A 23,500-nucleotide genomic window follows, 5' to 3' on the forward strand; every position below is an offset into this window, starting at 1 on the left:
TTTATTGACGGTAACGGAGTGGATATCCAGTTCCTTCATGAGCCGGGAAATCCGTCTTGGGCTGCACCGACGCTGCAGTGGTTGAAGTTCCAGATTCAATTCATGGTGGATCTTCATAACGCCGTATCGCTGCTTGAATTCCGCAAAGATCCGCGGAATCCGTTGTTTTAAGTCCTCATCTTCGGCCCGGCGTTTTGAAGGCTTTGAGGATCGATAACGATAATAGTGAGCTCTGGAAACACCGAGGATTCGGCACATCTTAGTTACCTGGTGGTTATGGCTTTCTTGGTGAATGTAATCAAAAATATTGGTTACTTCTGCGCAAGGAAGCCCAGGGCTTTTTTAGGATTTCGTTCTCCTAAGACAGGGAAGCCAGCCGCTTTTCCATCGCTTTAATTTCGTCTGGCGATTTACCGGATTGAGTTTTAGCTTGGCCCTGGATCCACTTATGAACGGTTGAATAGCCAATGCCATATTCTCTGGCCAGTTGGGCGGCTGATTCGCCTTGTTTATATAGGTTGATGATGTTTTGTTTGAATTCTTTGTCGTAACGAGTTGGCATGTAAAAATTCCTTCCTTTTGAGAGACGATTTATTCATTATACGCTCTCTTAAAAGTTGTCTCAGAAATCAGCTTACATCCACTTTGTTAATGTTGATAATAACGTTTTATCTGGATAATCACTTCCTTATCAGGTATAATAAAGGCGAACATAAAATATAAGCATGGTGGAGTGTGGTTATAATGGGGAAAAGAAGTGTAACGGCTCAGTGGAAGAAGGCGTTATTGATTTCGACTGCGCTACTTGGTGGGGCAGCGGTTTCGACGGTAGCATCACAATTGGTACCGGCTCAGCAGGTTCTTGCGGCGTCCGGCAGGATTGCCATCTGGGATGATCAAAGCAATAGTGCATACGGATCTTCAACAATAGTAACAAATGGGAATCTCCTTTTTGAAGATATCCCTAGTGGTTATCATGCGGGTGAGACTCAAGACGCAGGGGTATCGGTTAAAGGTAATCAGTTCGTGATTGATACTTCTGTCAATGGCTCTGGCTCGTATCGAGTGCATGTTCTTCCAGATGATAGCAGTGCGACAACGATCGGTGCTTTTGGAGTGATTTATTCTCGAGATTCGTCTAGCGGACGCCTGATTGGAAGAACGACAGATTCGGTTACGGGGTCATACATCTTGAGTATCGATGTACCTGAGGGCTATCGACCATCTGCTGATCAAGATGCAGGGATCAGCGTCCGAGGAAATCAAGTCCTGATCGATACGCAGGTAAATCCGTCGACCGAGTTCTATGTTAATTTCGATCCGATCGATGGGCCTACGGAAGAGACGACTGCTCCAACAACAGAAATCACGACTACACCAACAGTCGCCCCAACTGCTGCACCGACGGTAGCGCCAACCACCGCACCAACAAGTGCACCGACAGCGGCGCCAACGACTACACCAATTGAAACACCTAGTGCTAGCGGAGTTTTGACTGTTACGGACAAATCAACGGGATTCCTTACTGGAGTTAAGTCGTTAAGTTCAGATGATTCATATAAGCTAACCTATACGCTCCCTAATGGATATCATTTGGTTGATGAACATATTCCTGGTATTTCGCAGAGCGGCAATCTGATCGTGATTGATACACAGTTGGCTAGCGGAATTTCATGGGATGTAGAAATCGAACCAGATTTAGCTACTTCGCCAACGACTACACCAACAGTCGCTCCAACGACTGCTCCGACGAGTGCGCCTACAGTAGCCCCAACTGCTGCACCGACGGTAGCGCCAACCACCGCACCAACAAGTGCACCGACAGCGGCGCCAACGACTACACCAACAGTCGCTCCAACGACTGCTCCGACGGTAGCGCCAACCACCGCACCAACAAGTGCACCGACAGCGACGCCAACGACTGCTCCGACGGTAGCGCCAACCACCGCACCAACAAGTGCACCGACAGCGGCGCCAACGACTACACCAACAGTCGCTCCAACGACTGCACCAACAGTCGCTCCAACGACTGCACCAACAGTCGCTCCAACGACTGCTCCGACGAGTGCGCCTACAGTAGCCCCAACTGCTGCACCGACGGTAGCGCCAACCACCGCACCAACAAGTGCACCGACAGCGGCGCCAACGACTACACCAACAGTCGCTCCAACGACTGCTCCGACGGTAGCGCCAACCACCGCACCAACAAGTGCACCGACAGCAGTCGCTCCAACGACTGCTCCGACGGTAGCGCCAACCACCGCACCAACAAGTGCACCGACAGCGGCGCCAACGACTGCACCAACTGTCGCACCGACAGCAGCGCCAACTGTCGCACCGACAAGTGCGCCGACAGCAACGCCAACCAGTACGTCGACGGCTACAACCAGGCCTGTACCGGTCGCAGTCACTAAGGCCATTGATAGCTCAGCCTCGACTGTAAAATCAAAGCCGAACACAATAGCTGCCAAGTCTGAGGAACAGCGCTTCCCGGAAACTGGTGAAGAAAACAATAGCGGTACGGCACTGGCAGGTCTGGCGCTTTTGACCACTGCAACAGCGTCATTGTTTGGAATTTCAATGAAACGTAAGCGCCGTAACTAATAAGCATTAGGGAAAAGGCGTCTCGCAAGGGACGCCTTTTCGAATTGAGATGGGAAGATAACGATGGACTATTTCTTAACACATAAGCTTTATGCTCCGATTTCTGCGATCGAGAAGATGATGATCGCGCGCGTGCGCCTTTTTCAAGATTATCGGCGCCAGCCGGTGTTCGTGACGCGCGACTACGATCGTGAGGTCGCGTCGCTGTTACACAAGTACGCGCTCGATGAGACGACCTACCTCAACATGTTCGATTTCTTCCAAGGCTTCACGGGCAAAAATACGCCCGCTACTCCGCCGGTGATCGCACACGATGCCGTGCAGACCAGCGCAGATGGGCGTCAACAAACCTTGATGCAGAATCAGCGCACGGTGGCGATCATGACGTATCGGCCGGGCGACAAGACGCTCGATACGATCAGTTATTACGATCGGAACGGCAAGCTCACCAGCACCGATCTTTACGACAGCCGCGGCAACTGGTCGATGACGCAGCTGCTCGACGAATCGGGACGGGTGGTGACCCAACTGTTTTGGAATCGCGTGCATCAATTGGTTTATTCAGAGCAGTATGGAATCGGTGCTGATGGCCAGTGGGGAAACCGCGCGATGTTGTTGCGGTTTGATGGCGTGGTCAAGGCGTTTCAGTCGCTAGAGGCGCTTTTCGGATACTTTCTGGATCTGCTCGCCAAGCGCGATGCCGAGGCGATTTTCTTCGCCGATCGACACGAGACTGCCGTCGTCGCCCTTAGCGAGATGACTGTGCCGGCCAAGAAGTTGCTCATCATGCACAGCCACCACCTGAACAATCCGAGCGGCGATGATAAGCAAGTCACGATTTGGGTGCAAAAAGCGGTTGATGCGCACTTCACTGGCATCGTCGTATCCACGGAGAAGCAAGCGCAAGATTTGCGCCAGCTGGTGCAGATTCCCGTGTTCACGGTGCCGGTACGCTATCTGACGCACAAGGAGCTGACACGCCCACGCGTGCCGCTGGAGGCGCGGCCACCGCACACGCTACTGGTGGTCGCCCGCCTGTCTGAGGAGAAGCGCATCGGCGATGCCATCGAGGCGTTGAGCTTGATTCAAAAGATCGTGCCAGATGCCACGATGAATATTTTTGGTGCGCCGATGGCCGGATACGTCGAGCAGAACAAGTTGCGTAAGCTGGTCAAGACACTCGATCTCGAGTCACGGGTACATTTTCGCGGCTTCAAAGACGAGTTGAAAGATATCTATCCGCAAAATTCTGTGATGGTGGTCACCAGTAAGGTGGAAGGGTTCAACGTCAGTATCTTGGAGGCGCAAAGCTTCGGCGTGCCGGTCATCACCTATGAAATCGATTACGGCCCGACGACGCTCGTTGAAGATGGCGTCAACGGCGTGGTCGTGACGAAGAATAGTTCCTTTTACGTTGCGCGGGCGATCGTTGCGCTGTGGGATGATGATGCGATGATGCGCGAGCTGATCGAAGGCGCGTATGCCTCCTGTGCCCGGTATTCAGAAGACACGGTGTGGGGCGATTGGGCTACGGTGTTGACGCAGGAGAATTGAGTTGATCGGTAGCTTGCTACCCGTAGTTGAAGAGATCCATAATTGTTAGACAAGAGGTCTGACGAGTGTGGGTCTCTTTATTGCAAGCCGCGGCTGCCTTTTCATTGGTTATGAGGTAAGTACCATTGTAGCAGGTTCCGCAAACAAGAGAATCAAAGGTAAGCGTGTCGAAATTAACTTATAATTAGTGACAGGTAAACAATTTGTCTAAATCCAAATTAATTTCAATATGTCATATCCGAGGAGGCTCACTTTAGCGAGTAGTTTGATGAACCTGCGCGCATAGGTTCTGTGCGTCTTTCAAAATCCTGTAAAGAGCTACTAATTCGTCATTCAAAAAAGTCGTTATCTGATTTATAAAGACGGTGTCAATGGTGGTCATAATATGAGAACTATATTTCAAGACGGTATATGACAGATGGCGTAACGTAAAAAGAACGAGTTTTGTGAACTGCTATGTAGTCGTTGTCCCTGTCGGGGCTGTGACATAACTTCCAAGTGAGACGCCACCTGATGAAAATCTGGAAATTTGTCAAATGGTGTTGAAGGATAGTTATTATCCTTTGGAGGTCTCCCTAATCAGGAGGCCTTTTTTGTTATTTTTATTGATGAGAATCAGTGGAATGCGTGAGCTAAGTGTAGGGTGTATTTAAGGCCGAACTAAATAGACTTATGCTTGATGTGATTTTAATCGGTCAGGCAGTTAACTGGTAGATGCGCTTGAACATGTTGGCTTGGTTGGCGAAACCGTAACACGTACGCTTTAGTTCTTTGATCTTGCGGTTGACCCCTTCGATAGGGCCGTTAGAATAAGCTGATTTGGCAGCGTTGACGACACCGGAAAGATTCTTGCGTAAGGTGGTCATTGCGGTATCTAGCACTGTCCCGTTGGGTTTATAGTTGGTGATCAGGTGATTGAGTTTACGGTAGTGGTGTCCCATCAGGGCTTCGTGGATCGAGAGGTAGGTTTCGTAAGCCGTCTTGAAGGTAGGAAACGCACCAGTCCCAATATCGATGGCGTTTTGTTCAGTCGAGTACTCATTCAAGCCGAATAGATAGCGGTTCTTCTTGGCGTCTGGGTGCGCCTTGTGGAACAACTTCCATAAAGACTTCAGTACCTTGTATTCGCGCGAATGGCCGTCGAGTTGCTTTAAACATTGAACTCGGATCTGATCCATCGCCCGGCCGATCAGTTGAATGATGTGGAAGCGATCAATAATGATCTCGGCGTTTGGGAACAGCTCATGGACGAACAACTGATAAGAAGCGTTCATGTCCATAACGACGCGTTTGACCGTGGCGCGTTCAGCGGTACTGTACTGACTCAAGAAGAATTGCTTGATGGTTTTGTTTAGCTGATCGCCTAAAACCTTGACTGCTTTGTGAGTATCTGCATCGATACAGATGAAGGACATCGTGCCATGTGTCGAGCGAAATTCGTCGAAACAGAGATTCACTGGCAGTCGCCGGCTGGCGTGGGGGTGAATGTGGGCGTCTAAGATGCGTTGAACGGAATTCGTTGAGATGCCGGTGACCGTGGCAATCGTCTTCCCAGGCAGTGATTTGCGGGCAAGTTTTAGCGTGTGCATGGATTGGTCAAGGGCTTCTTGGCACTTGGGGGCCTTCATTAGCTGGCATGGCACTGATACCATCGATCATTGGTGCAATTATTTTAGTTCTGATTGTTTCATTAGTTGTTGGTCGAACCAGTAAAAAGTAAGGGGGATTCTATGGACGTCTTGAAAAGTGTATTTAAGTTTATGATCGCTTCTACGCTCATTGTAGGTGGTGTTCTCATCGGTGGCACCGTCTTGACTGCTAAGAAGGTAGATGGCATTGGTGATAAATTGCAACAAAAATTACATGGATAATTAGCCAAATTATCTATATTAGGCATCTTAGAAATTAAATAATCGGGTAATTGAAGATCAGTTAATCAATATTTCAATTGGTACGATAATCTTTTATAAATATAGATGGGAATTTTTCGATAATTAATAAAAGGGATCTATGATATTTAGTGTTGATAGATAAAATCCATCAACACTATTTTTATGTACAACAAAAGGACATATCGTCCTGTGCTACAATTAAGTCGACCAAAACCAATTGAAAGCGAGTGTATGATATGTCCCAAGACCATTCTACTAAAGTACTGCTCCAAATTAAAGACCCCAATATTACTGATTTAGTTGTTCAAGAAGCTACTAACGGAAGCTTACAAGTGTTTGCGAAGCTAACGTATCCGGTTACTGTTTGCGCACGTTGTGGCAAACGTTCCATGGTTAAGAATGGCTTTAAGACCGTTCATATCAGAATTCCTAGAATCAGCGAACGGGTCACCATCCTTAACTTAAAGAAGCAGCGATTTATCTGTAAAAATTGTGGTAAAAGTAGTTTAACAACGACTAAGCTGGTTAAAAAACATCATCAAATATCTGAAAACAGTCTTCATGCCATTGATCTATCATTAACTGAGGACCGTACGATGGTGAGTATTGCGGCTCAATACAATGTCTCAACCAATACGATTATTCGCCGAATAAAGTTACTCGGACAAGGTACCCAACCAGCTTTTAACGGACTACCAACGATGCTTTGTATCGACGAGTTTCGTTCAACTGGTAAACAAATGAGTTTTATTGCGGTGGATGCCCAAACCCACGACATCATTACAATTTTACCAGGACGTAAGAATGCCGATATTAAGGACTTCTTTCTCAATCATTATTCTAAACGTCAGCGTGACCGCGTGACTCGAGTTGTGATGGACTTTAATTCTCAATATCAACCCGCTATTCGAACACTCTTTCCACACGCCAAACTGGTCGCGGATAACTTCCATCTTGTCCAAATGGCCTTACGATCCTTGAATCAAACGCGGGTTCAACTCATGAAACGCTTTAACCCTAAGAGTCGTGAATATCGATTGCTTAAATATTATTGGCGGTTATATTTAAAAGATTATGACAGCCTCGAAAAGCGGAAGCCCCAATGGTTTGCGCATCTTAAAGATCGCATGACACAAGAGCAATTAGTCGTAGCCGGTTTAAATCTAGACCAACAGTTTCGACAAACCTACCAAGCCGCACATGCCTTAGTTAAGTCATTTCAAAAGCGTGATTATCGATCCTTCGAAGCAGCACTAGGTAATGTCGAAAATGTCAGTCCTCAGCTAATGACCAATATTAAAAGCTTTATCAAGAACCGGCAACTCATCAAAAATATGACTACCGGCCGATTATCAAATGGTCCCGTAGAAGGTGTGAACCGTAAAATCAAGCAAATCAAAAGAACCGCATATGGTTACAAGAACTGGCAAAACTTTATTTATCGAATTCAAATTGAATTCAAAATCAAAATCGAAAAAAAGAACCCAATTCGTAAATGAATTGGATTCTAAATATAACTTCATCAACACCGGTTGACAGAGACCCAATAAAAGCAGGCACTTTTTTTCGTAGGTGCTTGCTTTAATTTTATATTTGGTTAAAGAGCTAGTCTGCCTGTATAATAGATCAAGTAGAGAAGTTAAGGCGGTGGCTATTTCCAATCGGAGGTGGTGCTTATGGTGTTAAACCCTTAAAGCCCATAAATCCTAACGAAAGGAGTAGCCTAAGTGTCCGTTGCGGACGCTTTACAATTAATGCTGGCTTTCGGTACCTTTATCGTAGCCTTGATCGCATTAATTGTTGAGCTGATTAAAAGTCAGCAAAAAAAATAACCGCCTTAGCTCTGGCAAGCTAGCGGTTATTTAAACTGTATAAATTTGTCACCGTCTTAAACGGCTCTACATGGGAAGTCCTGTTATCAGCGGGGCTTCCTTTTTCTTAACCATATTATAGCATGACTATGACTGACTTTCGAATATTTTTAATCAGCTTTCTCGCAGTTTAAGGGAACGCATGTTTGTTTTATGTGCTAAAATACAGGTAAAAGCTAACGGAAGTGATCTAAATGTTTTTTGATAATGAACCGCATGGCGTATTCTTTCTAATCGACAACAAAAGCTTCTATGCCAGTTGCGAAGCCGTTGCCCGGGGGCTCAATCCCTTAAAAGTCCCATTAGTTGTCCTTAGTGAGGCTAAAAACACTAATGGTGGCCTAATTTTGGCTACTTCACCTGAAGCCAAGCAATTATTTCATATCAAAGCTAATGTCTCACGTAAACGTGATTTACCTAATGATCCGCGTCTGTGGGTTGTCCCACCACGCATGAATCTCTATATCGAACGTAACTTGCAAATTAACCAAATCTTTCACCAGTTTACGACTGAAAAAGAAGTTTGGCCGTATTCAATTGACGAAAGTATTTTGGATATGACCCATTCATGGCGGCTCTTTGGTGATTCGCCCCGGCAAGTAGCAAGGTTGATTCAAACTACGGTGCGGCAAAAATTAGGCTTATACACCACCGTTGGCATTGGTGATAATCCGACCCAAGCTAAGCTTGCCCTTGATGTGTATGCTAAGCATACCGCTGACTTTATTGGTGAAATTCATTATGAGACTGTCCCTCAAAAAATCTGGACGATCAATGACTTAACTGCTGTCTGGGGGATCGGTGAACGAACAGCTAAACGGCTAAACCGCCTAGCTATTCACAACATGTACGAGTTAGCCCATGCCAATCCTTATTTGTTGAAACAAGCAATGGGGATTATTGGCACCCAATTGTTTGCCACGGCTTGGGGAATTGATCGAGCACAGATTACGGAACCCGCTAAAGTCAAATCAGCAAGTCTAGGTAATTCACAAGTGTTGCCACGGGACTATCTTAACCAAGCAGAAATTGAAACGGTCATTAAAGAAATTGGTGAACAAGTGGCTGCTCGGCTACGACATCACCATAAAATGGCGGGGTGTCTGTCGCTAAGCATTGGTTTTTCTTACGCTGCGGCCGCAGCCGATGGCCGCGGTGGCTTTCATCAGGCTTTAAAAATTGAGCCAACCAATGATAACCAAGTTTTAACGCGACAACTATTATGGTTGTTCCGCAAAAACTGGGACGGTCAAGCTGTCCGAAATATTGGGGTTTATAGTAGCAAATTAAGTGCCAACACCGGCCAACAGCTTAGCTTATTTGAGCCGGCAACTACCCAGATTAAGGCTAGTCGGTTAAACCAAGTGATTGATGAAATTCATCGCCGCTTTGGCTTCACGAAGTTAGTTTATGCCACCAGCTTGTTAAGGGGCGGTACAGCTATTGAACGCGCTTCACTCGTCGGTGGTCATAATGGGGGCAATAGCTATGAATAACGATGTAGAAATTATTATGGGACGCTTAACCTTGCTGTTTAAGCGCCAGTCGCGCACCCGTTACTGGTTGATGATCGCTAACGATCCTTACGATCAGACCTACAATATATTTTTTAACAGTCAACGGGCTAACGAGCGCTTGCAATCCGTTCCTTTACATAAATTAGCACACTATGATTTAGCTGATTTGGAGACGCTACTAAAAGCTTTGCGACAAAAGATTAAATTAACGATCGAATTTGTTGGCTTTACTGGTGAACGCTGGCCTAAAAGTCAAAAGTTAATTCAACGAAAGCGGGTGCCCCTTGAATAACCAAGACTTTGACTTAGATACGGTTAAGCACTTCTTTGAACATGATTATCACGACCGAGGCATGATGAAATGGCAGGGGTTCTATTTGTCCGATCATACCGCCGCGCTAAATCAACAAAACCAGCAGTTGAATGCAGTCTATGTCCCACGACCGCAGCAATCCTTATCAGAACTGACACAAGTGTTGGCCGACGCGTATCAAAGTCAACAACTGGTAACGATTCAGCTAAAAACCGTTGATCAAAATAACCACCATTTGCCGGATATAACGACTTTGATTCATGGCTACAATGCTAATGATATTGTGATCGATTCTAATCGCTTTATCCCACTACAAGAAATTCGCAATGTGGCATACAAAAAGACGGAGGAGCTATAAAGATTAGCTCTCCGTCTTTTGTTAGCGCTTTATTTGCTGTTGTTCATCTTGTCTTGGGTGTGTGATCTTTGGATTTTGTCTCACAAAATTTTGCAACTATTTTTTAGCTCAACTGCTTATTTCTTGGTACACTATATCGAGCTTGCTTTAATTGATAACATTTTGAGGATTGCCTGATAGATACGCCCCTACATTAGCAATGGTTATATTCAATAACCGTTCTCTTGTTTCGTACGGTGCCCAAGCAATATGTGGCGTAATATAGCAATTTTTTGCTTTTAGCAGGGGACTGTCACTATCAATTGGTTCTTTTTGAACAACGTCAGTAGCGTATGCGTAAACCTTATCTTCATTCAAGGCTGTCTTAATATCGTCCTCATTAACCAGTTTGCCTCGCGCTGTGTTTAGCAAAATAACACCGTTTTTCATTTTTGCAATCGTGTCATTATTAATTAAATGCATTGTCTCCGGCGTTTGAATTACGTGCAAACTAATAACATCTGATTTCTTTAAAAGCTCATCAAGAGATACTTGTTGAGCCCAAGTATCAGCAATTTTTTTAGGACGATGATTATAAAAAATAACTTTCATAGAAAAGGCGTGCCCTATTTTAGCAACTTTTTGCGCAATATGACCGTAACCGATTAGCCCCAAAGTTTTGTCTTTTAATTCTAATAGCGGTTTGTCCCAAAAAGTAAAATCAGGTACCTGTGACCATTTATTTTCATGAACCAGCCGATTATGCAAGCCAACCTGACTTGTTGCCTCTAATAGTAACGAGAAAGTAAATTGTGCTACTGCATCACTAGCATATGTGGGAATATTAGTTACTACGACTTTATTTTTATGAGCACTTTTAATATCAACGACATCGTAACCGGTTCCCATAATTCCAATATAATTTAGCTTCGGAACTTTACTAATCACGTCGTCATCTAGCGGAGTTTTATGCGTGATAACAATTTCAGCGTCACTAATTCGTTTTATAATTTCATTCTGATCATTAACTGGTGTACGGTCATAAAAAGTACATTCGCCTAAGTCTTGCAATAAGTGCCAATTTAAATCTTTATTTAGCTCATAACCATCTAAAAGAACAATTTTCATCGTGAGATATCTCCTATCTTTTTAGTGTTTCGCCTGTATTCCGTTCTGCTTGTCTAATTTCTGGATTCTGACTCACAAAATCTTGCAACTGTTTTTGAGTTCGATTACTTATTTCTTGGTGAACATCATTTAACTCGTTTTTCAGTTCTGATTTTTGTTGAGGAACAGTCGCTTGCTTAATTTGTTGTTGCAAGCCTTGATACGATTTGTTAAGTTCCTGGGCTGATCGCTTTTTGAGGTCATGTTCAGGATCTTTTTGCGCTTCCTGTAAGCCTAATTGTTTGGTTAAGCCATCGCTAAGCTCAATCACTTTGTTGCTCACTTGCTGGATCTCACTTAAAGCACTATGGATTACAGTTTTATCTTTAGCCCAGGTAGCCACATAACCGAGGGAGTAGTTACTGGTATCAACACCAATATTTTGCATGGCAACATACGCAACTGCTTCGGCTTGGGTTTCCTGATAGGCTCGTGGCCGATCTTTAAAGGCTGCTTTTAACCCGTGTAGCTGGCTATGCGCATATTCGTGATATAACGTCTTTAGTTTTAAAGCATTATCTGGTTCATCGCCACCAATAACAATTTCATTAGTGCTGGGTTGAAAATACCCCTTAGCCCCATTTAACATTGCTAAGGGCACTTCACTGACTTGCAAATTGGTTTGCTGGTTTAGATAATCCTTGAACGCGTTATACAAACTTGTCACATTCTAATGATCGGCCAAGTTTTCTTTGACAAAATCTTTAGCACTTAGGACTGGGTCACCGCTAGTTTGTGCTACGTCGAAGATGGGCAGATAACGATAACCGACAATGGCGCGTTCGTCGGTTGTATCAAGTCGCTTTTGATCAGTGGGGGTTAATTTCTTAATAGTCGGGGCCGCAATTCGAATGGCCTTAGCACCCTTATTAACGGTGCGGTTAAAATCAGTCTGCCACTGTTTAAAGCCTGCGACTTGGGTCGCTTGCGGATTTTGAGCATAGATTAAGTCAATGTTTCTAGCACTGTACTGGTGGAATTTAGCCAAGGTATTAAGATACTGTTTAAATTGATCACTATCGGTTAATTTTAGAATTTGCTGTTCGGCTTGGGCAACTAATTGCGCCTTCCAGGCTTTAACGTCGGCTTTACTTGGCATTGTCTACCCCTCCTCATCTTCAAAAATATCGTTCAGGGTTGGTACCGATCTTATTTGAATCGGGGCTGTGCCATAAAGAGCGACGTAGCCGTCGGCTAATTTTTGCCAGGCGACTTGATAATAAGCACCATTACCAGTGATTTCTTTTAAATACTTGTAGGTTCCTTTAGTCTGCAAAACGGGTAATTCGCTACCAGTGACTGCTAATTCATTGTTCATTTTATAATCTCCTTTGCTTTGCTAATCTCACTCGTTGTTCAAGTTTACTTTTGGTTTTGTAAAAGTGAACCTAAATAACGGGTTCACCAACTGGAACGTCGTGGAAGGCGGTAGGTAAGGTCTAATCAAAGTCAAAACTTAATTTATGGCCGTCAAGCTTTAACTTAGCGTCAAACGACTTTCCTTTTTTGCTTTTAAACCCCTTTAACTTGCTGGTTTCTCCTTTGGTGACCAACGCTTTAATCGCGGTCTTACCAAGGGTCTTACTGCTCCATTTCTTAGGTAAGGTAAAGTCTTCCCCTTGCTTGGGCTTTACAATGTAAAACTTCTGTTTATTTAACACGGTAGCTTGCGGGGTTTCTAAGAATACTTCGGCAGTCTTTCGTGCCTGCTGCTGGTGGTCAATTTGTTGTTTGATCGCTGCATTTCCTGCTAATTGTGTCGGTACATCAGCAACTAATTTAGTTACAAACTTCCTAATTTGACTTAAAAAGTTAGCGGGGGTGCGTTCTTCGGTACTGATTTGTTGTAACGCTTTTTCCCATTTAGCTGTCATTTCCGGACTCGTCAGCAATGGTTCGAGTTCAACCGCTTTACATAAAGTAATTCCGGCTTCACTGACGTGCAACTTATTCTTTTCAGTCACTAAATAGCCGCGTTTCTTCAACACTTCGAGCACATTCGCCCGGGTCGCACTGGTCCCAATGCCTTGCACATCTTTGAGAATTGCCTGGGCTTCTTCATCATCAAGCGTTTTACCGGCCGTCTTCATCGCCGTAATTAAGGTCCCTTCGGTAAAGGGTACCGGTGGTGTCGTTTCTTTTTGCGGTGTTTGCAGGTTGGCTTGGACTTGATCACCTTGGTGAACCAGCGGTAAGGTTGCGGCGGCTTGCTGGTCGGCTTTGTTTTCATCAAATAAAGCCTGCCAACCTGGCTTAGTTGGTACCTTACCCGTTGCTTTAAAATTAGCGTCGCCAACTTGGGTAATAATGGTGGTTTCCTCGTATTCGTACGGATCAGCAAACATTGCTAACGTGGTTCGTAACACCAAATCATAGACTTGTTGCTGGATTTTGGGCAAGCTGGCTAATTTCTCTTTCGTCGGCACAACTTTAGTCATGATAATGGCGTAATGTTCTTCAACCTTTTTCCCATTGACGTAACGTTTATTTGGGGTGGTATTGGTTAAAGCAACTTGCTTAGAGACTAACCCCAGATACTTCGTCAGATTAGCCACTAAATACTCAAATTCTTCATCAGTGATATAAGCACAATCGGTGCGGGGATAACTGAGTAGTTTGTCTTCGTATAAGCTTTGAATAGCCGCTAAGGTTTGGCTGGCGCTGGCGTGATAACGTTTATTCATGGCACTTTGGAGACTAGATAGCGAGAATAGTTGGGGACTAGCACGTTTCTTGCCTTGCTGTTGGACGTCCTTGATTAAACCGTCCTGCAAGCCTTTCTGAACGTGTTCAGCCTGCATGAATGTCATTAGCCCTGATTCGTCTTTAAACCGCTGATAAGGGTCTAATTTTGCCTCGAATTTTTGCTGATTAGCTAAAATTTCCGCATTCAGTTCAAAATAGGGTTCGGGCTTAAAGTTTTTGATGAGTTGATCTCTTTGATAGACCATATACAAAGTTGGCGTCTGCACGCGACCAATTGAGTACACCCCACGTACCCCATTTTGTCTCAATAATAAAGTATATAAAGGACTGCCATTCATGCCAATTAACCAGTCACTAATTTGACGAGTTTGGGCTTCCTTGTAAGCTAAATAATCTTTATGCCAATCACCAAGATTTTTAAAGCCGGTTATAATGGCGTCTTTTTCCAAACTATTCAACCATAGCCGCTTAATGGTCTTCTTTTTAACGTCAATCTGGGCTTGGTTCATGATTGACCATGCGATATTGGAGCCTTCCCGACCACTATCGGTAGCAACAATAATGGTATCGGCCTTCGTTAACAGGTCTTTGACGACCTTGAATTGATCTTTTTTACTAGCTGACACCACAAACTTGTATTTATCGGGGAAAATCGGTAAATTAGATAGGGCCCATTGCTGATATTTCTGATCATATTTATCCGGTGTGGCTAGTTCAACTAAATGTCCGAGACCATACGTGACAAGCGTATTTTCGGGCAAAACAGGGTCGCTAACCGTATAGTAACCCTGTTTTTTTGTGCTCTTTTTAAAGGCTTGAACGTATGAACGGGCTTGACTAGGTTTTTCAGCTAAGATAACAGTGGTCATGTTCGTTCACTCCTTGTGATTAAGTTTTTGATCTAATTCTGTTTTACCTTGTTCAGCCGCTTTCAACCAAGTTTCACGGCGCAATTCTTGTTGTTGCTCTATCGATTGTTGCTTCAAATAATGTTGATACCGGTTGATGGCTTTGAGATCTGCATAGGCTGACCAACGGAATAATAAGCCACCCAGCAGTAAAACTAAGGCCATTAGCGCAGTTCCTAAAAAATCGGTATGGTTCGCCGTGAAAAGCTCTTGGTATAAATCCATTAACATGAGGTAAATTCCCATTATATAGAAGACCATGCTAACTAAGTTATCAAAATAGTAAGACAGCTTAGTCCGCCGTGAAGGGGTTGTAAAAGGATCGGTTCGCATATCTTTTTTGGCTTTTTCCAATAACCAGTGTGCGATTTTCTTCATAACTATTTTTCCTCCTAGTGGTTACGGAAATAATTTTGAAACATTCTCATGGCACCCATACCAGTACTTTTAGTCACACCGGTTGAAGCCCAAAAGTCTTTAACGGCGTCAGGTGTTTTGACCACCAGAAAACCGAATCCGATTGAAGCAATAAAAGCAATAAACCCGTATTTAGCCATATTAGTGAAACACCATACCGATAGTGACATACAAAGTACCTGGCTAATAATGGAAGCATTGTAATAAATGTACTTCTTCCACCACGTGCCACTGTAATCAAAACTTTCAGTCGCCATGCTCATTGCAGCTAAAGGAATTGTCAGGTTATACCAAGCCATATCAGCCACAAACACACACATCTTGATAAAGAACACGACGGTTACGACAGTGAAGATTAGCAGAAACAAAATCTGTAAGGGTAGCGAAATGCCAACATCTTTTAGCCCAGGAACTTTATTCATGCCGGTAATTGATTTAGCAGTGAATTTCTGATCAGAGCTAAACATATACTTTAGCAGGGGTAAGGTAATTGAACCTTGAATAAATCCCTGTAAAAACACGAAAACCGGAATCACGGCCGCTGATTTAATCCCATCCATGATGATATTAGCCCAAGTCACATCGGTACTTTCATCTGCCTCTTTTAGAATTGTCATCACAATACGCCCAAGGACAACCACGACGACTAACGATGTCGCAAAGGACAGGAAGATGGCATACCACGTTTTAACAATTGGCAAACTTTGATTGGCTTGGTCAATAATGGCCTTGCAGATGTTGAATAAACCGTCCAGCAAACCAGATAATGCCCATTCAAAAAATTTAGCAATCGCTCCCTGAACCAATCCTGAAATGTCACCTAAAACAAACATCTCTATCACTTCCTTTTTTGCAATTCAAAACTCCCTAATCCGTTATCTGCTTTAGCAGACTTATTAATTGCTTTAGCCTTATAACCATCGCTAATTTGAGTTAATTCAAACTTTTGATTTTTCTCATCATCAGTATTTACTTTTAAATATTCTTTACCGGAAGTATTGCTGACTGAATAAGTGGCATTTACATTCATCAAAGGGCTTTCAATAATCATTGTTTTTTTATTGAATTGGGTTTTGTAGCTTTGACCTTTTTGGTTGAGATACCATTTGTTACTTTGCAAATCTTGTGCTGTAGACTTTCCGCAGGCGGTTAGACCGACAGCAATCAGCAACACTGTCATCACAGCGATTATATATTTCCGATATTTTTTCATTAATATGTCCTCCATTATCCAAGTAAGTTGTCGTCGTCTGGCTCCTCTGTTTGACTATCTTTATTTGAAACTCTCTCTAAGTCGCTGTCTAGGCTGTTCTGTTGTTGTTCCTCCTCTGTTTGAGACATCTTGTTTGCGGCTTTTTTTTGAGCAGTCTCCTTTAATTTTGCTTTCCATTTCGCTACTCTTTGATGAAAGTTGGTTTCCTGGCTGGCTTCTGGTTGGCCTTGATACTCATTCTGTGACAAGTTAACCAAATGATCAGCCCCTGGAAATAGTTTAAATTGGAACGCTTTTGTAGCTTTGACTGGTCGCGCATTGCTAAAGATTAATAAGCTCTGATCTTCGGGCATACGCATAATTTCATCGGGTGTCATGAGTGAACGGCTCGTATAGCTATAACTATCGCTCTTGCTGTGGCTTTCTTCCTTGCTATGACTGGTACTTTCACTACCGGTTTCCACTTTTACGGTCGATTTACCTAACAAATCACTAAAGTATTTCGCAGTCACATCATTAGCGGCATTCAAGCAAATTTTAACGGCATGATTACCTAAGATACTTTCGGCTTTATCCTTGCCATACAAAGCTTGGAGCTGGGTTAAGGTCTGACAAATGGTAGTCACGCCAATACCGTACCCCCGACAGGTAGCTAAAAATTCTTCATATTTTGGGAATTTTCCTAAGTTGACAAATTCATCAAGGATAAAGTCGACTTGGTGGGGCAATTTAGCGTGATTATCAGCCGCTAATTTGTATAATTCATCAAATAATTGTGAGAAAAACAGATTGATGAAGCTTTCATAAGTGTTATCCATGACGGGGATAATCACGTACAGCACAACTTTGGCGTTGCCAATCTCTTTTAAATCAAAATCTGAAAAGCTGGTAAAATCGGCCACTTCTTTGTCGACGAACTTAGAAATGGTCGCCAACAGGCTTTCAATAATACTGGCTTTCATTTCCCCTTTGGCCTTTTTGAAACCTAACTCATAAGCGCGTCTCGCTGGATCAGTCATGGTTAGATCAAGAAATAAGGTGTCTAATGGACTATCTGCACCTTTTTCCTCGGCTTCGACATCATTTTCTTGTAAGACCGCTTTTGCGGGTCGGTTTTTTTATGCAAAAGAGTTATTATTTGCACAATAAGTCCATCCGCTTTACGATGGGTTGGTAGATAACTTAAGGAATTTATAAAGAAAACGAGGAGGAAGAAGAAAATGGACAAGATCAACAAGAATGATGAAAAGCAGCTGGAACATTTAGGTGCCTTTGAAATCAGCAATAAAATGCTGTCATTGGCACAAAAAAACGAAAAAAATAATATCTTTTTGAATGCTGGCCGCGGAAACCCGAACTGGATCAATAAAAAAGCCCGTTTGGCTTTCACTCGCATCGTTGAATTTGGGGTCCTTGAATCAGAACGCACAATGAAAGACGGCGATTTAGCCGGATATACCGAAAAAGACGGGATCCGCGAACGTTTTGAAACATTCCTCGATCCAGATAAAAACGAAACCGATCAATTTTTGATGAACGTCTTGAGTTATATCAAAGACGAACTGCATTTGGACCGCGATGAAGTCGTAAAAGAATTTGTGGATGGCGTCATCGGCAATAATTATCCGGTCCCAAGCCGCATCCTGAAAAATTCCGAAACGATCATCAATCATTATCTGCAATCTGTCTTGTATCACGGAGAAGATTTGGAAAATGAAACGCAATTGTTCCCAACAGAAGGCGGGACTGCAGCGATCGTTTATATTTTCAATTCGCTGAAAGAAAACAAATTGATCAAACCGGGCGACAAGATCGCGCTCAACACGCCGATCTTTACGCCGTACATCCAAATCCCAGCCTTGAACGACTATGAAATGGTCGAAATCGACTTGGGCTCGAAAGAAGAAAATAATTGGGAAGTTTCGCCGAAAGAGATCGACAAATTACAGGATCCCGATATCAAAGCTTTCTTCATTGTCAATCCAAGCAACCCAGGCTCCAAAGCATTTGACCAAAAAGCACTGAATGAAATCAAAAAAGCCGTTGCGAAGAATCCGAACTTGATGATCATTACTGATGATGTTTACGGAACGTTCGTTGACGATTTCCAAACAGTTTACAGTGTCGCACCGAAAAATACTTTGCTTGTTTATTCTTACTCGAAACTCTTTGGAGCGACCGGCTGGCGCTTAGGGGTGATCGGTGTCAGCAAGGACAATGTCTTTGATAAATTGATCGCGGCACTTCCGCAAGCAGATAAACAAGCACTCGAAAAACGTTACAGTCTTGTTGTTTTGGAACCCGAAAAGATGAAATTCATCGACCGGATGGTAGCGGATTCCCGTTCGATCGGCTTGTATCATACTTCTGGCTTGTCAACACCGCAGCAGATCATGGAAGTCCTCTTCAGCTTGACGCATTTGGTTGAGAAGACGAAAAACGATCCGTATATCGCAGCTTCGAACAAATTGATCGATAAACGCTACGACGACTTGCATAAAGCCTTGACGTATCCGGAAGACAACAGCGAAACTTCTGCGAAATATTATTCGATCATCGATATTTACGAATTGGCTGAAAAGCGTCACGGCAAAGCGTTCCGCGAATACTTGGCAGACAACTTCGAACAAGTCGACTTCTTGCTGAAATTGGCTGAGAAGAACGGCGTTGTATTGATGGATGGTGTCGGGTTCGGTGCAGCACCTGACGATTTGCGGGTTTCTGAGGCGAACCTGCCGACGGAAGATTATCGCTTGATCGGCCGTCAAGTGCTGGAACTGCTTGATGAATATTATAAAACGTTTGAAGCACAAAAATAGGGGTGGATAGTGATGAAAGCAATTGTGGATTATTTGCTTGCCAATCCGATCATTCCGGTATTTCTTAGTCTGAGCCTAGGCTATCTGCTGGGGCGTCTCAAGATCAAAAGCTTCTCCGTCGGTTCGACGGTCGGGGTCTTGATCATTGCGCTTATTATCGGTCAAATCGGAGCTTTTAAGATCGATCCGCTTGTCAAAAGCATTTTCTTCGATCTCTTTATCTTTACGATCGGCTATGAAGTCGGACCTTCATTTATTCGCAGTTTGAAGAGTACCGGACTTAAGCTCGTTGGCCAAAGTGTCTTCTTCGCGGTAGTTGCGTTTGCGATCGCGATGGTCTTGTTTAAACTATTCAAAGTCGACCTTGGCGAAGCGGCTGGGATCATCGCCGGCGCTTTAACGCAGTCGGCGGTCATCGGGACTGCCAACTCGTCGATCAATGGTCTTGATATTTCTTCAGCTGCTAAGGCAGCCTACAACTCGGAAGTCGCGATCGCATATGCTTTGACCTATGTTTTCGGGACCGTCGGGGTGCTGGTCTTCTTGAAGAATATCGCGCCAGCGATCCTGCACGTCGATTTGAAAGAAGAAACGAAAAAATTGGCAGAAAAACTCAACTTCACTTCCGGAAGTTTTTCGCCATTGACTAGTTCTGTGCGGGTCAGAGGATTTTTGCTGGGAGACGATTCTCCGATTGTCGGCAAAAAGATCTTGCAAATCGAAAAACAATATCACTATGAATTTGTTGTTGAGGCTGTGCTGCGCAAGGAAGAAAGCATCCCGGCAACCAGCGACTTGGTCCTTTCGCCAGGCGACGAGATCGTGGTCGTGGGCAATATGGAGGAATTTTTACAGTTGGAACAAAGTCATGGAACGACCGAAGTTTCAAACAAACAGTATCGTAATATCCAACTGAAAACGATCAATGTGATGTTGACGAATGCTTTTAATTTCCGTGCTTTGCAAGATATGGTCAAGAGCGGCTTGATGATCACCTCCGTCGAACGCGACGGCAAAAAAGTGACCGATCTGACAACGATGCGCAGCGGTGACCGCTTGACGATTATCGGAACTCCGCGGGCACTGCAAAAGATCTTGCCAGAAATCGGCTATGAGATCGCTGAAGGACAAACGACCGATATCAGCTTCTTGACTATCGGGATCGTTCTCGGGGTTCTCTTGGGATCGATCGTGGTCAAAGCTTTCAATATCCCGATCACACTCGGTGAAGGCGGCGGCGCACTTTTCTTGGGGCTCTTCTTCGGATGGTATCAAGAAAAACACGCCAACATCGGCAATATCCCCGGACCCGTCCGCTGGGTCTTCAAGAGTCTCGGTTTGAACTTGTTCATCGCGGTAGTCGGGCTGCAAGCCGGCTCAGACTTTGTCAGCGCCCTAGTGAAGATGGGCTGGAAAGTATTGATCATCGGGGCGATCATCTCGATCCTTCCGCATTTCATCACATTGCTGTTCGGTCGATATGTCTTGAAGCTGAACGCGATCGATAATATCGGCTCCTTGACTGGGGCGGGTACGATCACCGCTGCTTTGAACGCGATCAATGAAGAAACCGGCAGCAGTTTGTTCGCCCTCAGTTATACACCAGGGTATGCAGTCGGCAATATCCTCTTGACGATCCTCGGACCGTTGACAGTTGCGCTTTTGAGTTAGGCAAGACGCAAAATCATAAATAAAGAGGTTGAGACAAAAGTGTCCAGCTTCAAGAAATAAGAAGAAAAATCCGAAAATAGTTTCTCATATTTTTGAGATTTTTCGGCTTATTTCCGAAGAAGCTGCTTTTGAAACACCGTTTATTCGGAAAAAGAGGCTGGGACATGACTTTTGTCCCAGCCTCTTTTTTATTAGTCTATTTTATATTTTTTTTGGCAGATCTGCATGAAAGCGTCGTCCAAAAGCTGCAAATCTTTTTCGTTGATCGGGAAATGGACTAGAAGCGCCCGTTCCCCAGCTGAACGGCTTTCTTCATTGGGTACTGTCAAACGTACCTCGTTTTTGTTATTAATTTCCGAATATTAAAAAACACCCGAACGTCTTTTTCTGGTATTCTTGGTGTGCGAACAACAAGAAAATCCAGAAAGAAGGATTCGAGTGCATACACCATTAATAGCCTATTTAGTTCTAATAATCAAGCTCCAAAGACAAATTATTTTGATCCTTTTAGCTCAGTTGGCTGAGATCTTTGATCATTCACGGCTGCCAAGCGCTGATAAACCGGTATTCAAGCGTTTTAACCAATTTCAGGTCGATGAGAAAGTCCCACTACTTCAAGCTGATATCGGTTCTGAAGCCCTCGACTACCAGCAGTTGATCGCTGAGTCGCTTGAAAAGAACGGTAAGCCGATACTGCCAGTCAGGCGGCGTAAACCAATCAGCTTTGCGGCGCAAGACTGTCCGCGGTGCTCGGCACCACAGGACTATCTTTACGCCAATAACGGTGCTGGCGGTCAGCTACGGTGCAAGGTCTGTCAGTTCAAGTTTCAAGATGGTCACGCCGAGAAGAATAAGACGGTCGCTTTACGTTGTCCTTATTGCCAGAATCGCCTGAGTATTCACAACCGTCGGACCAAGTTCGACGTCTGGTGTTGTTACAACGATAAGTGCGCATTTCGCCTTGGTGCGATCGCCGCAATGTCACCCGCTGAAGTCGCTGACTTCAACGTCCATCCAACTGCCCACAAGGTGCGCTACACTTGGCGAACCTACAACTTTGAACTTAAAGGCATTGCGCCAGAATCGCCGGTCCAAGCACCGGTAGACCTCGATCGGATTCAAGCCAGCCCTGAAGTGCTGGGCTTGGTGCTGACCTATCACATCAACTATGGTCTGTCAGCGCGGCGAACCGCGGCAATCATGTACGATATCCATGGCGTTAAAATCTCACACCAGACCATCCATAACTACGAAATGGCGGTAGCCGCTGTTGTCCGACCTTTCTGGGCGAATTATCCTTACGCACTGTCCGATCAGATTGTTGGTGACGAGACTTACGTGCGCGTGAAAGGCAAGTGGCACTATATCTTCTACTTCTACGACGCCAAGTGTAAGCTCATTCTCGCCGACTACGTGACCCCTAATCGCACAACCGAATCAGCAGTCATTGCGATCAACCAAGTCCTCCAAAAGATGCCTCAGATTCCTGAGAAGCTTAACTTCGTCGTTGACGCGAATCCGATCTACCAAGTTGCCCAGATCTATTTTGCACAACAGGGCATCAAGTTTGGCATTCACCAGGTTGTTGGTCTTGAAAACAAAGATGAGATCAGTCGTGAGTACCGCTTCTTAAAGCAAACCATTGAGCGCTTGAATCGTTCCTACAAAGAAAATTATCGTTCCAGTACCGGCTTTGGCTCTGCCACAGGTTCAGCGAGTTACACGGCACTTTATTCAGCGGCCTATAACTTCTTGCGGCCTCATGAAGCACTGCATTACCGCATTCCTGTTGAGTTACCACAACTCAAACCGTTTGAACGAATGCCGGACAAATGGCTGGCGCTAATTGAACTAGCGCAGTCTCAATTACCAACAGCAGCCTAGATATTCTGAAAAATCAGACTAACTAAGGCTTAATTTGTGTACCCTAGAACACATAAAATAGGCAAGATCCAGTGAGAAGCAACACCTGAATTAAGTTCGATTCATCCGTGAACGGTGATTCCATATATTAATCGTCATCCCCCCTTGAACATCCGGTTTTGAACTTGGGTTTCATGGAACTTTAGACGTTACCAAAAAAGCGCGTTAGGGACGCTAAACAACTAGCTTTCCCCTAACCCGCCCGGTAAAATGGATTGTTAGGAGGGTGACACCTAGAATCGTAACTTCCAGGTGCTGATCCCCGTTAGCAACTTCACTGCTTACGAGGACGCCCTCTTTTTTTATGTGGTTTTTAATCCATTCAATGCCATCTTCAGATATTAATTTAACTTTGCCCGTTTCCATGAGCATTTCACTTGGCAACTCGTTAGGGTGCCGTCTTAACCAAACACTCACGTACGTACTACCTCGTTCAAGCTTGAGACTAGCTTGAGCTAAGCTAAACCATTCCTGTTTCTTTGTCACATGTGAATACTCCTTTCCCTATATTATGGGTTCATTGTACCATTAAATGAGCACGTTGGTGCACTTTTGATTTTACATTTAGATTACAAGTGCATGCCCCCA

At 44.3% G+C, this 23,500-nt stretch carries 21 protein-coding genes and 4 pseudogenes; 12 read left to right on the forward strand and 13 right to left on the reverse strand.

Features of this window, described 5'->3' with window-relative positions; genetic code table 11:
- The 3 genes from KGF70_RS17815 to KGF70_RS17820 all read right to left on the reverse strand — a co-directional run.
- Positions 1 to 258 (reverse strand): IS3 family transposase (locus tag KGF70_RS17815; protein WP_367115150.1); only part of this gene is annotated, 258 nt, incomplete at its 3' end.
- Between the two features lie 100 nt (positions 259 to 358).
- Positions 359 to 562, reverse strand: coding sequence for an IS3 family transposase (locus KGF70_RS17355; protein WP_016377423.1), 204 nt, complete (start codon positions 560 to 562; stop codon positions 359 to 361).
- Positions 563 to 1,589: 1,027 nt separating this feature from the next.
- Entirely contained in the window at positions 1,590 to 2,420 is an 831-nt protein-coding gene (locus KGF70_RS17820; RefSeq protein ID WP_367889996.1) for a hypothetical protein, read from the reverse strand.
- A 40-nt stretch (positions 2,421 to 2,460) separates the two neighbouring features.
- On the opposite strand from KGF70_RS17820, the gene KGF70_RS17825 reads away from it, so the two are divergent.
- Together KGF70_RS17825 and KGF70_RS12575 are read left to right on the forward strand one after the other, a co-directional pair.
- Positions 2,461 to 2,604 (forward strand): LPXTG cell wall anchor domain-containing protein, encoded by a 144-nt coding sequence (locus KGF70_RS17825; protein WP_227060167.1) that lies wholly within the window; start codon positions 2,461 to 2,463, stop codon positions 2,602 to 2,604.
- A gap of 63 nt (positions 2,605 to 2,667) precedes the next feature.
- Entirely contained in the window at positions 2,668 to 4,158 is a 1,491-nt protein-coding gene (locus KGF70_RS12575; protein ID WP_216747873.1) for a glycosyltransferase, read from the forward strand.
- A gap of 695 nt (positions 4,159 to 4,853) precedes the next feature.
- On the opposite strand, the pseudogene KGF70_RS12580 reads toward KGF70_RS12575, so the two are convergent.
- Positions 4,854 to 5,738, reverse strand: a pseudogene (locus tag KGF70_RS12580) (ISL3 family transposase); the annotation flags it as partial.
- A gap of 5 nt (positions 5,739 to 5,743) precedes the next feature.
- Between KGF70_RS12580 and KGF70_RS12585 the strand changes: the two are divergent.
- From KGF70_RS12585 to KGF70_RS12615, 7 genes and pseudogenes are all read left to right on the forward strand, one after another.
- A pseudogene (locus KGF70_RS12585) lies at positions 5,744 to 5,878 on the forward strand (GlsB/YeaQ/YmgE family stress response membrane protein); the annotation flags it as partial.
- Positions 5,879 to 5,888: 10 nt separating this feature from the next.
- The gene (locus KGF70_RS12590) at positions 5,889 to 6,029 is read left to right on the forward strand and encodes a hypothetical protein (RefSeq protein WP_120247200.1); all 141 of its coding nucleotides are present in this window, start codon (positions 5,889 to 5,891) and stop codon (positions 6,027 to 6,029) included.
- 257 nt (positions 6,030 to 6,286) lie between these two features.
- Entirely contained in the window at positions 6,287 to 7,549 is a 1,263-nt protein-coding gene (locus KGF70_RS12595) for an ISL3 family transposase (protein WP_120787269.1), read from the forward strand.
- A gap of 228 nt (positions 7,550 to 7,777) precedes the next feature.
- Entirely contained in the window at positions 7,778 to 7,882 is a 105-nt protein-coding gene (locus tag KGF70_RS12600; RefSeq protein ID WP_016378676.1) for a putative holin-like toxin, read from the forward strand.
- Positions 7,883 to 8,115: 233 nt separating this feature from the next.
- Complete coding sequence (locus tag KGF70_RS12605; protein WP_216747828.1) at positions 8,116 to 9,417, forward strand: Y-family DNA polymerase; 1,302 nt, start codon at positions 8,116 to 8,118, stop codon at positions 9,415 to 9,417.
- Positions 9,410 to 9,730, forward strand: a complete 321-nt coding sequence (locus tag KGF70_RS12610) for an acetyl-CoA carboxylase (RefSeq protein WP_075141413.1) — start codon at positions 9,410 to 9,412, stop codon at positions 9,728 to 9,730. The genes KGF70_RS12605 and KGF70_RS12610 overlap by 8 nt, the downstream gene beginning before the upstream one ends.
- Complete coding sequence (locus tag KGF70_RS12615) at positions 9,723 to 10,109, forward strand: hypothetical protein (protein WP_076637056.1); 387 nt, start codon at positions 9,723 to 9,725, stop codon at positions 10,107 to 10,109. The genes KGF70_RS12610 and KGF70_RS12615 overlap by 8 nt, the downstream gene beginning before the upstream one ends.
- A gap of 147 nt (positions 10,110 to 10,256) precedes the next feature.
- On the opposite strand, the gene KGF70_RS12620 is transcribed toward KGF70_RS12615, so the two are convergent.
- From KGF70_RS12620 to KGF70_RS12655, 8 genes and pseudogenes are all read right to left on the reverse strand, one after another.
- Positions 10,257 to 11,216, reverse strand: coding sequence for a D-2-hydroxyacid dehydrogenase (locus KGF70_RS12620; protein ID WP_216786454.1), 960 nt, complete (start codon positions 11,214 to 11,216; stop codon positions 10,257 to 10,259).
- 13 nt (positions 11,217 to 11,229) lie between these two features.
- Positions 11,230 to 12,354, reverse strand: a pseudogene (locus KGF70_RS12625) (ArdC-like ssDNA-binding domain-containing protein).
- A gap of 3 nt (positions 12,355 to 12,357) precedes the next feature.
- On the reverse strand, positions 12,358 to 12,573 hold the full coding sequence (locus KGF70_RS12630; protein WP_163621665.1) for a hypothetical protein: 216 nt from the start codon (positions 12,571 to 12,573) through the stop codon (positions 12,358 to 12,360).
- Positions 12,574 to 12,694: 121 nt separating this feature from the next.
- Positions 12,695 to 14,830: a type IA DNA topoisomerase gene (gene topB, locus KGF70_RS12635; RefSeq protein WP_216747830.1), complete on the reverse strand. Its 2,136-nt coding sequence runs from the start codon at positions 14,828 to 14,830 to the stop codon at positions 12,695 to 12,697.
- 6 nt (positions 14,831 to 14,836) lie between these two features.
- Positions 14,837 to 15,247, reverse strand: coding sequence for a hypothetical protein (locus tag KGF70_RS12640; RefSeq protein WP_063489626.1), 411 nt, complete (start codon positions 15,245 to 15,247; stop codon positions 14,837 to 14,839).
- A gap of 14 nt (positions 15,248 to 15,261) precedes the next feature.
- The gene (locus KGF70_RS12645; RefSeq protein WP_162000211.1) at positions 15,262 to 16,101 is read right to left on the reverse strand and encodes a conjugal transfer protein TrbL family protein; all 840 of its coding nucleotides are present in this window, start codon (positions 16,099 to 16,101) and stop codon (positions 15,262 to 15,264) included.
- Positions 16,102 to 16,124: 23 nt separating this feature from the next.
- Positions 16,125 to 16,499 (reverse strand): hypothetical protein, encoded by a 375-nt coding sequence (locus KGF70_RS12650; protein WP_080379110.1) that lies wholly within the window; start codon positions 16,497 to 16,499, stop codon positions 16,125 to 16,127.
- A gap of 14 nt (positions 16,500 to 16,513) precedes the next feature.
- A pseudogene (locus tag KGF70_RS12655) lies at positions 16,514 to 17,596 on the reverse strand (VirD4-like conjugal transfer protein, CD1115 family); the annotation flags it as partial.
- 123 nt (positions 17,597 to 17,719) lie between these two features.
- Between KGF70_RS12655 and KGF70_RS12660 the strand changes: the two are divergent.
- The 3 genes from KGF70_RS12660 (at position 17,720) to KGF70_RS12670 (ending at position 22,873) form a co-directional block, all read left to right on the forward strand.
- Positions 17,720 to 19,318, forward strand: coding sequence for a bifunctional aspartate transaminase/aspartate 4-decarboxylase (locus KGF70_RS12660; protein WP_216747831.1), 1,599 nt, complete (start codon positions 17,720 to 17,722; stop codon positions 19,316 to 19,318).
- 12 nt (positions 19,319 to 19,330) lie between these two features.
- The gene (aspT, locus tag KGF70_RS12665) at positions 19,331 to 20,989 is read left to right on the forward strand and encodes an aspartate-alanine antiporter (RefSeq protein WP_216747832.1); all 1,659 of its coding nucleotides are present in this window, start codon (positions 19,331 to 19,333) and stop codon (positions 20,987 to 20,989) included.
- A 438-nt stretch (positions 20,990 to 21,427) separates the two neighbouring features.
- A complete protein-coding gene (locus tag KGF70_RS12670; RefSeq protein ID WP_216747891.1) occupies positions 21,428 to 22,873 on the forward strand; it encodes a DDE-type integrase/transposase/recombinase in 1,446 nt (481 codons plus the stop codon).
- Positions 22,874 to 23,086: 213 nt separating this feature from the next.
- Here KGF70_RS12670 and KGF70_RS12675 read toward each other — a convergent pair whose 3' ends face one another.
- Positions 23,087 to 23,398: a hypothetical protein gene (locus KGF70_RS12675; RefSeq protein ID WP_008212308.1), complete on the reverse strand. Its 312-nt coding sequence runs from the start codon at positions 23,396 to 23,398 to the stop codon at positions 23,087 to 23,089.
- Positions 23,399 to 23,500 lie beyond the last annotated feature (102 nt).

The sequence above is a fragment of the Lactiplantibacillus sp. 7.2.4 genome (genome assembly GCF_018991185.1).
In the GTDB taxonomy this organism is placed as follows: Bacteria; Bacillota; Bacilli; order Lactobacillales; family Lactobacillaceae; genus Lactiplantibacillus; species Lactiplantibacillus pentosus.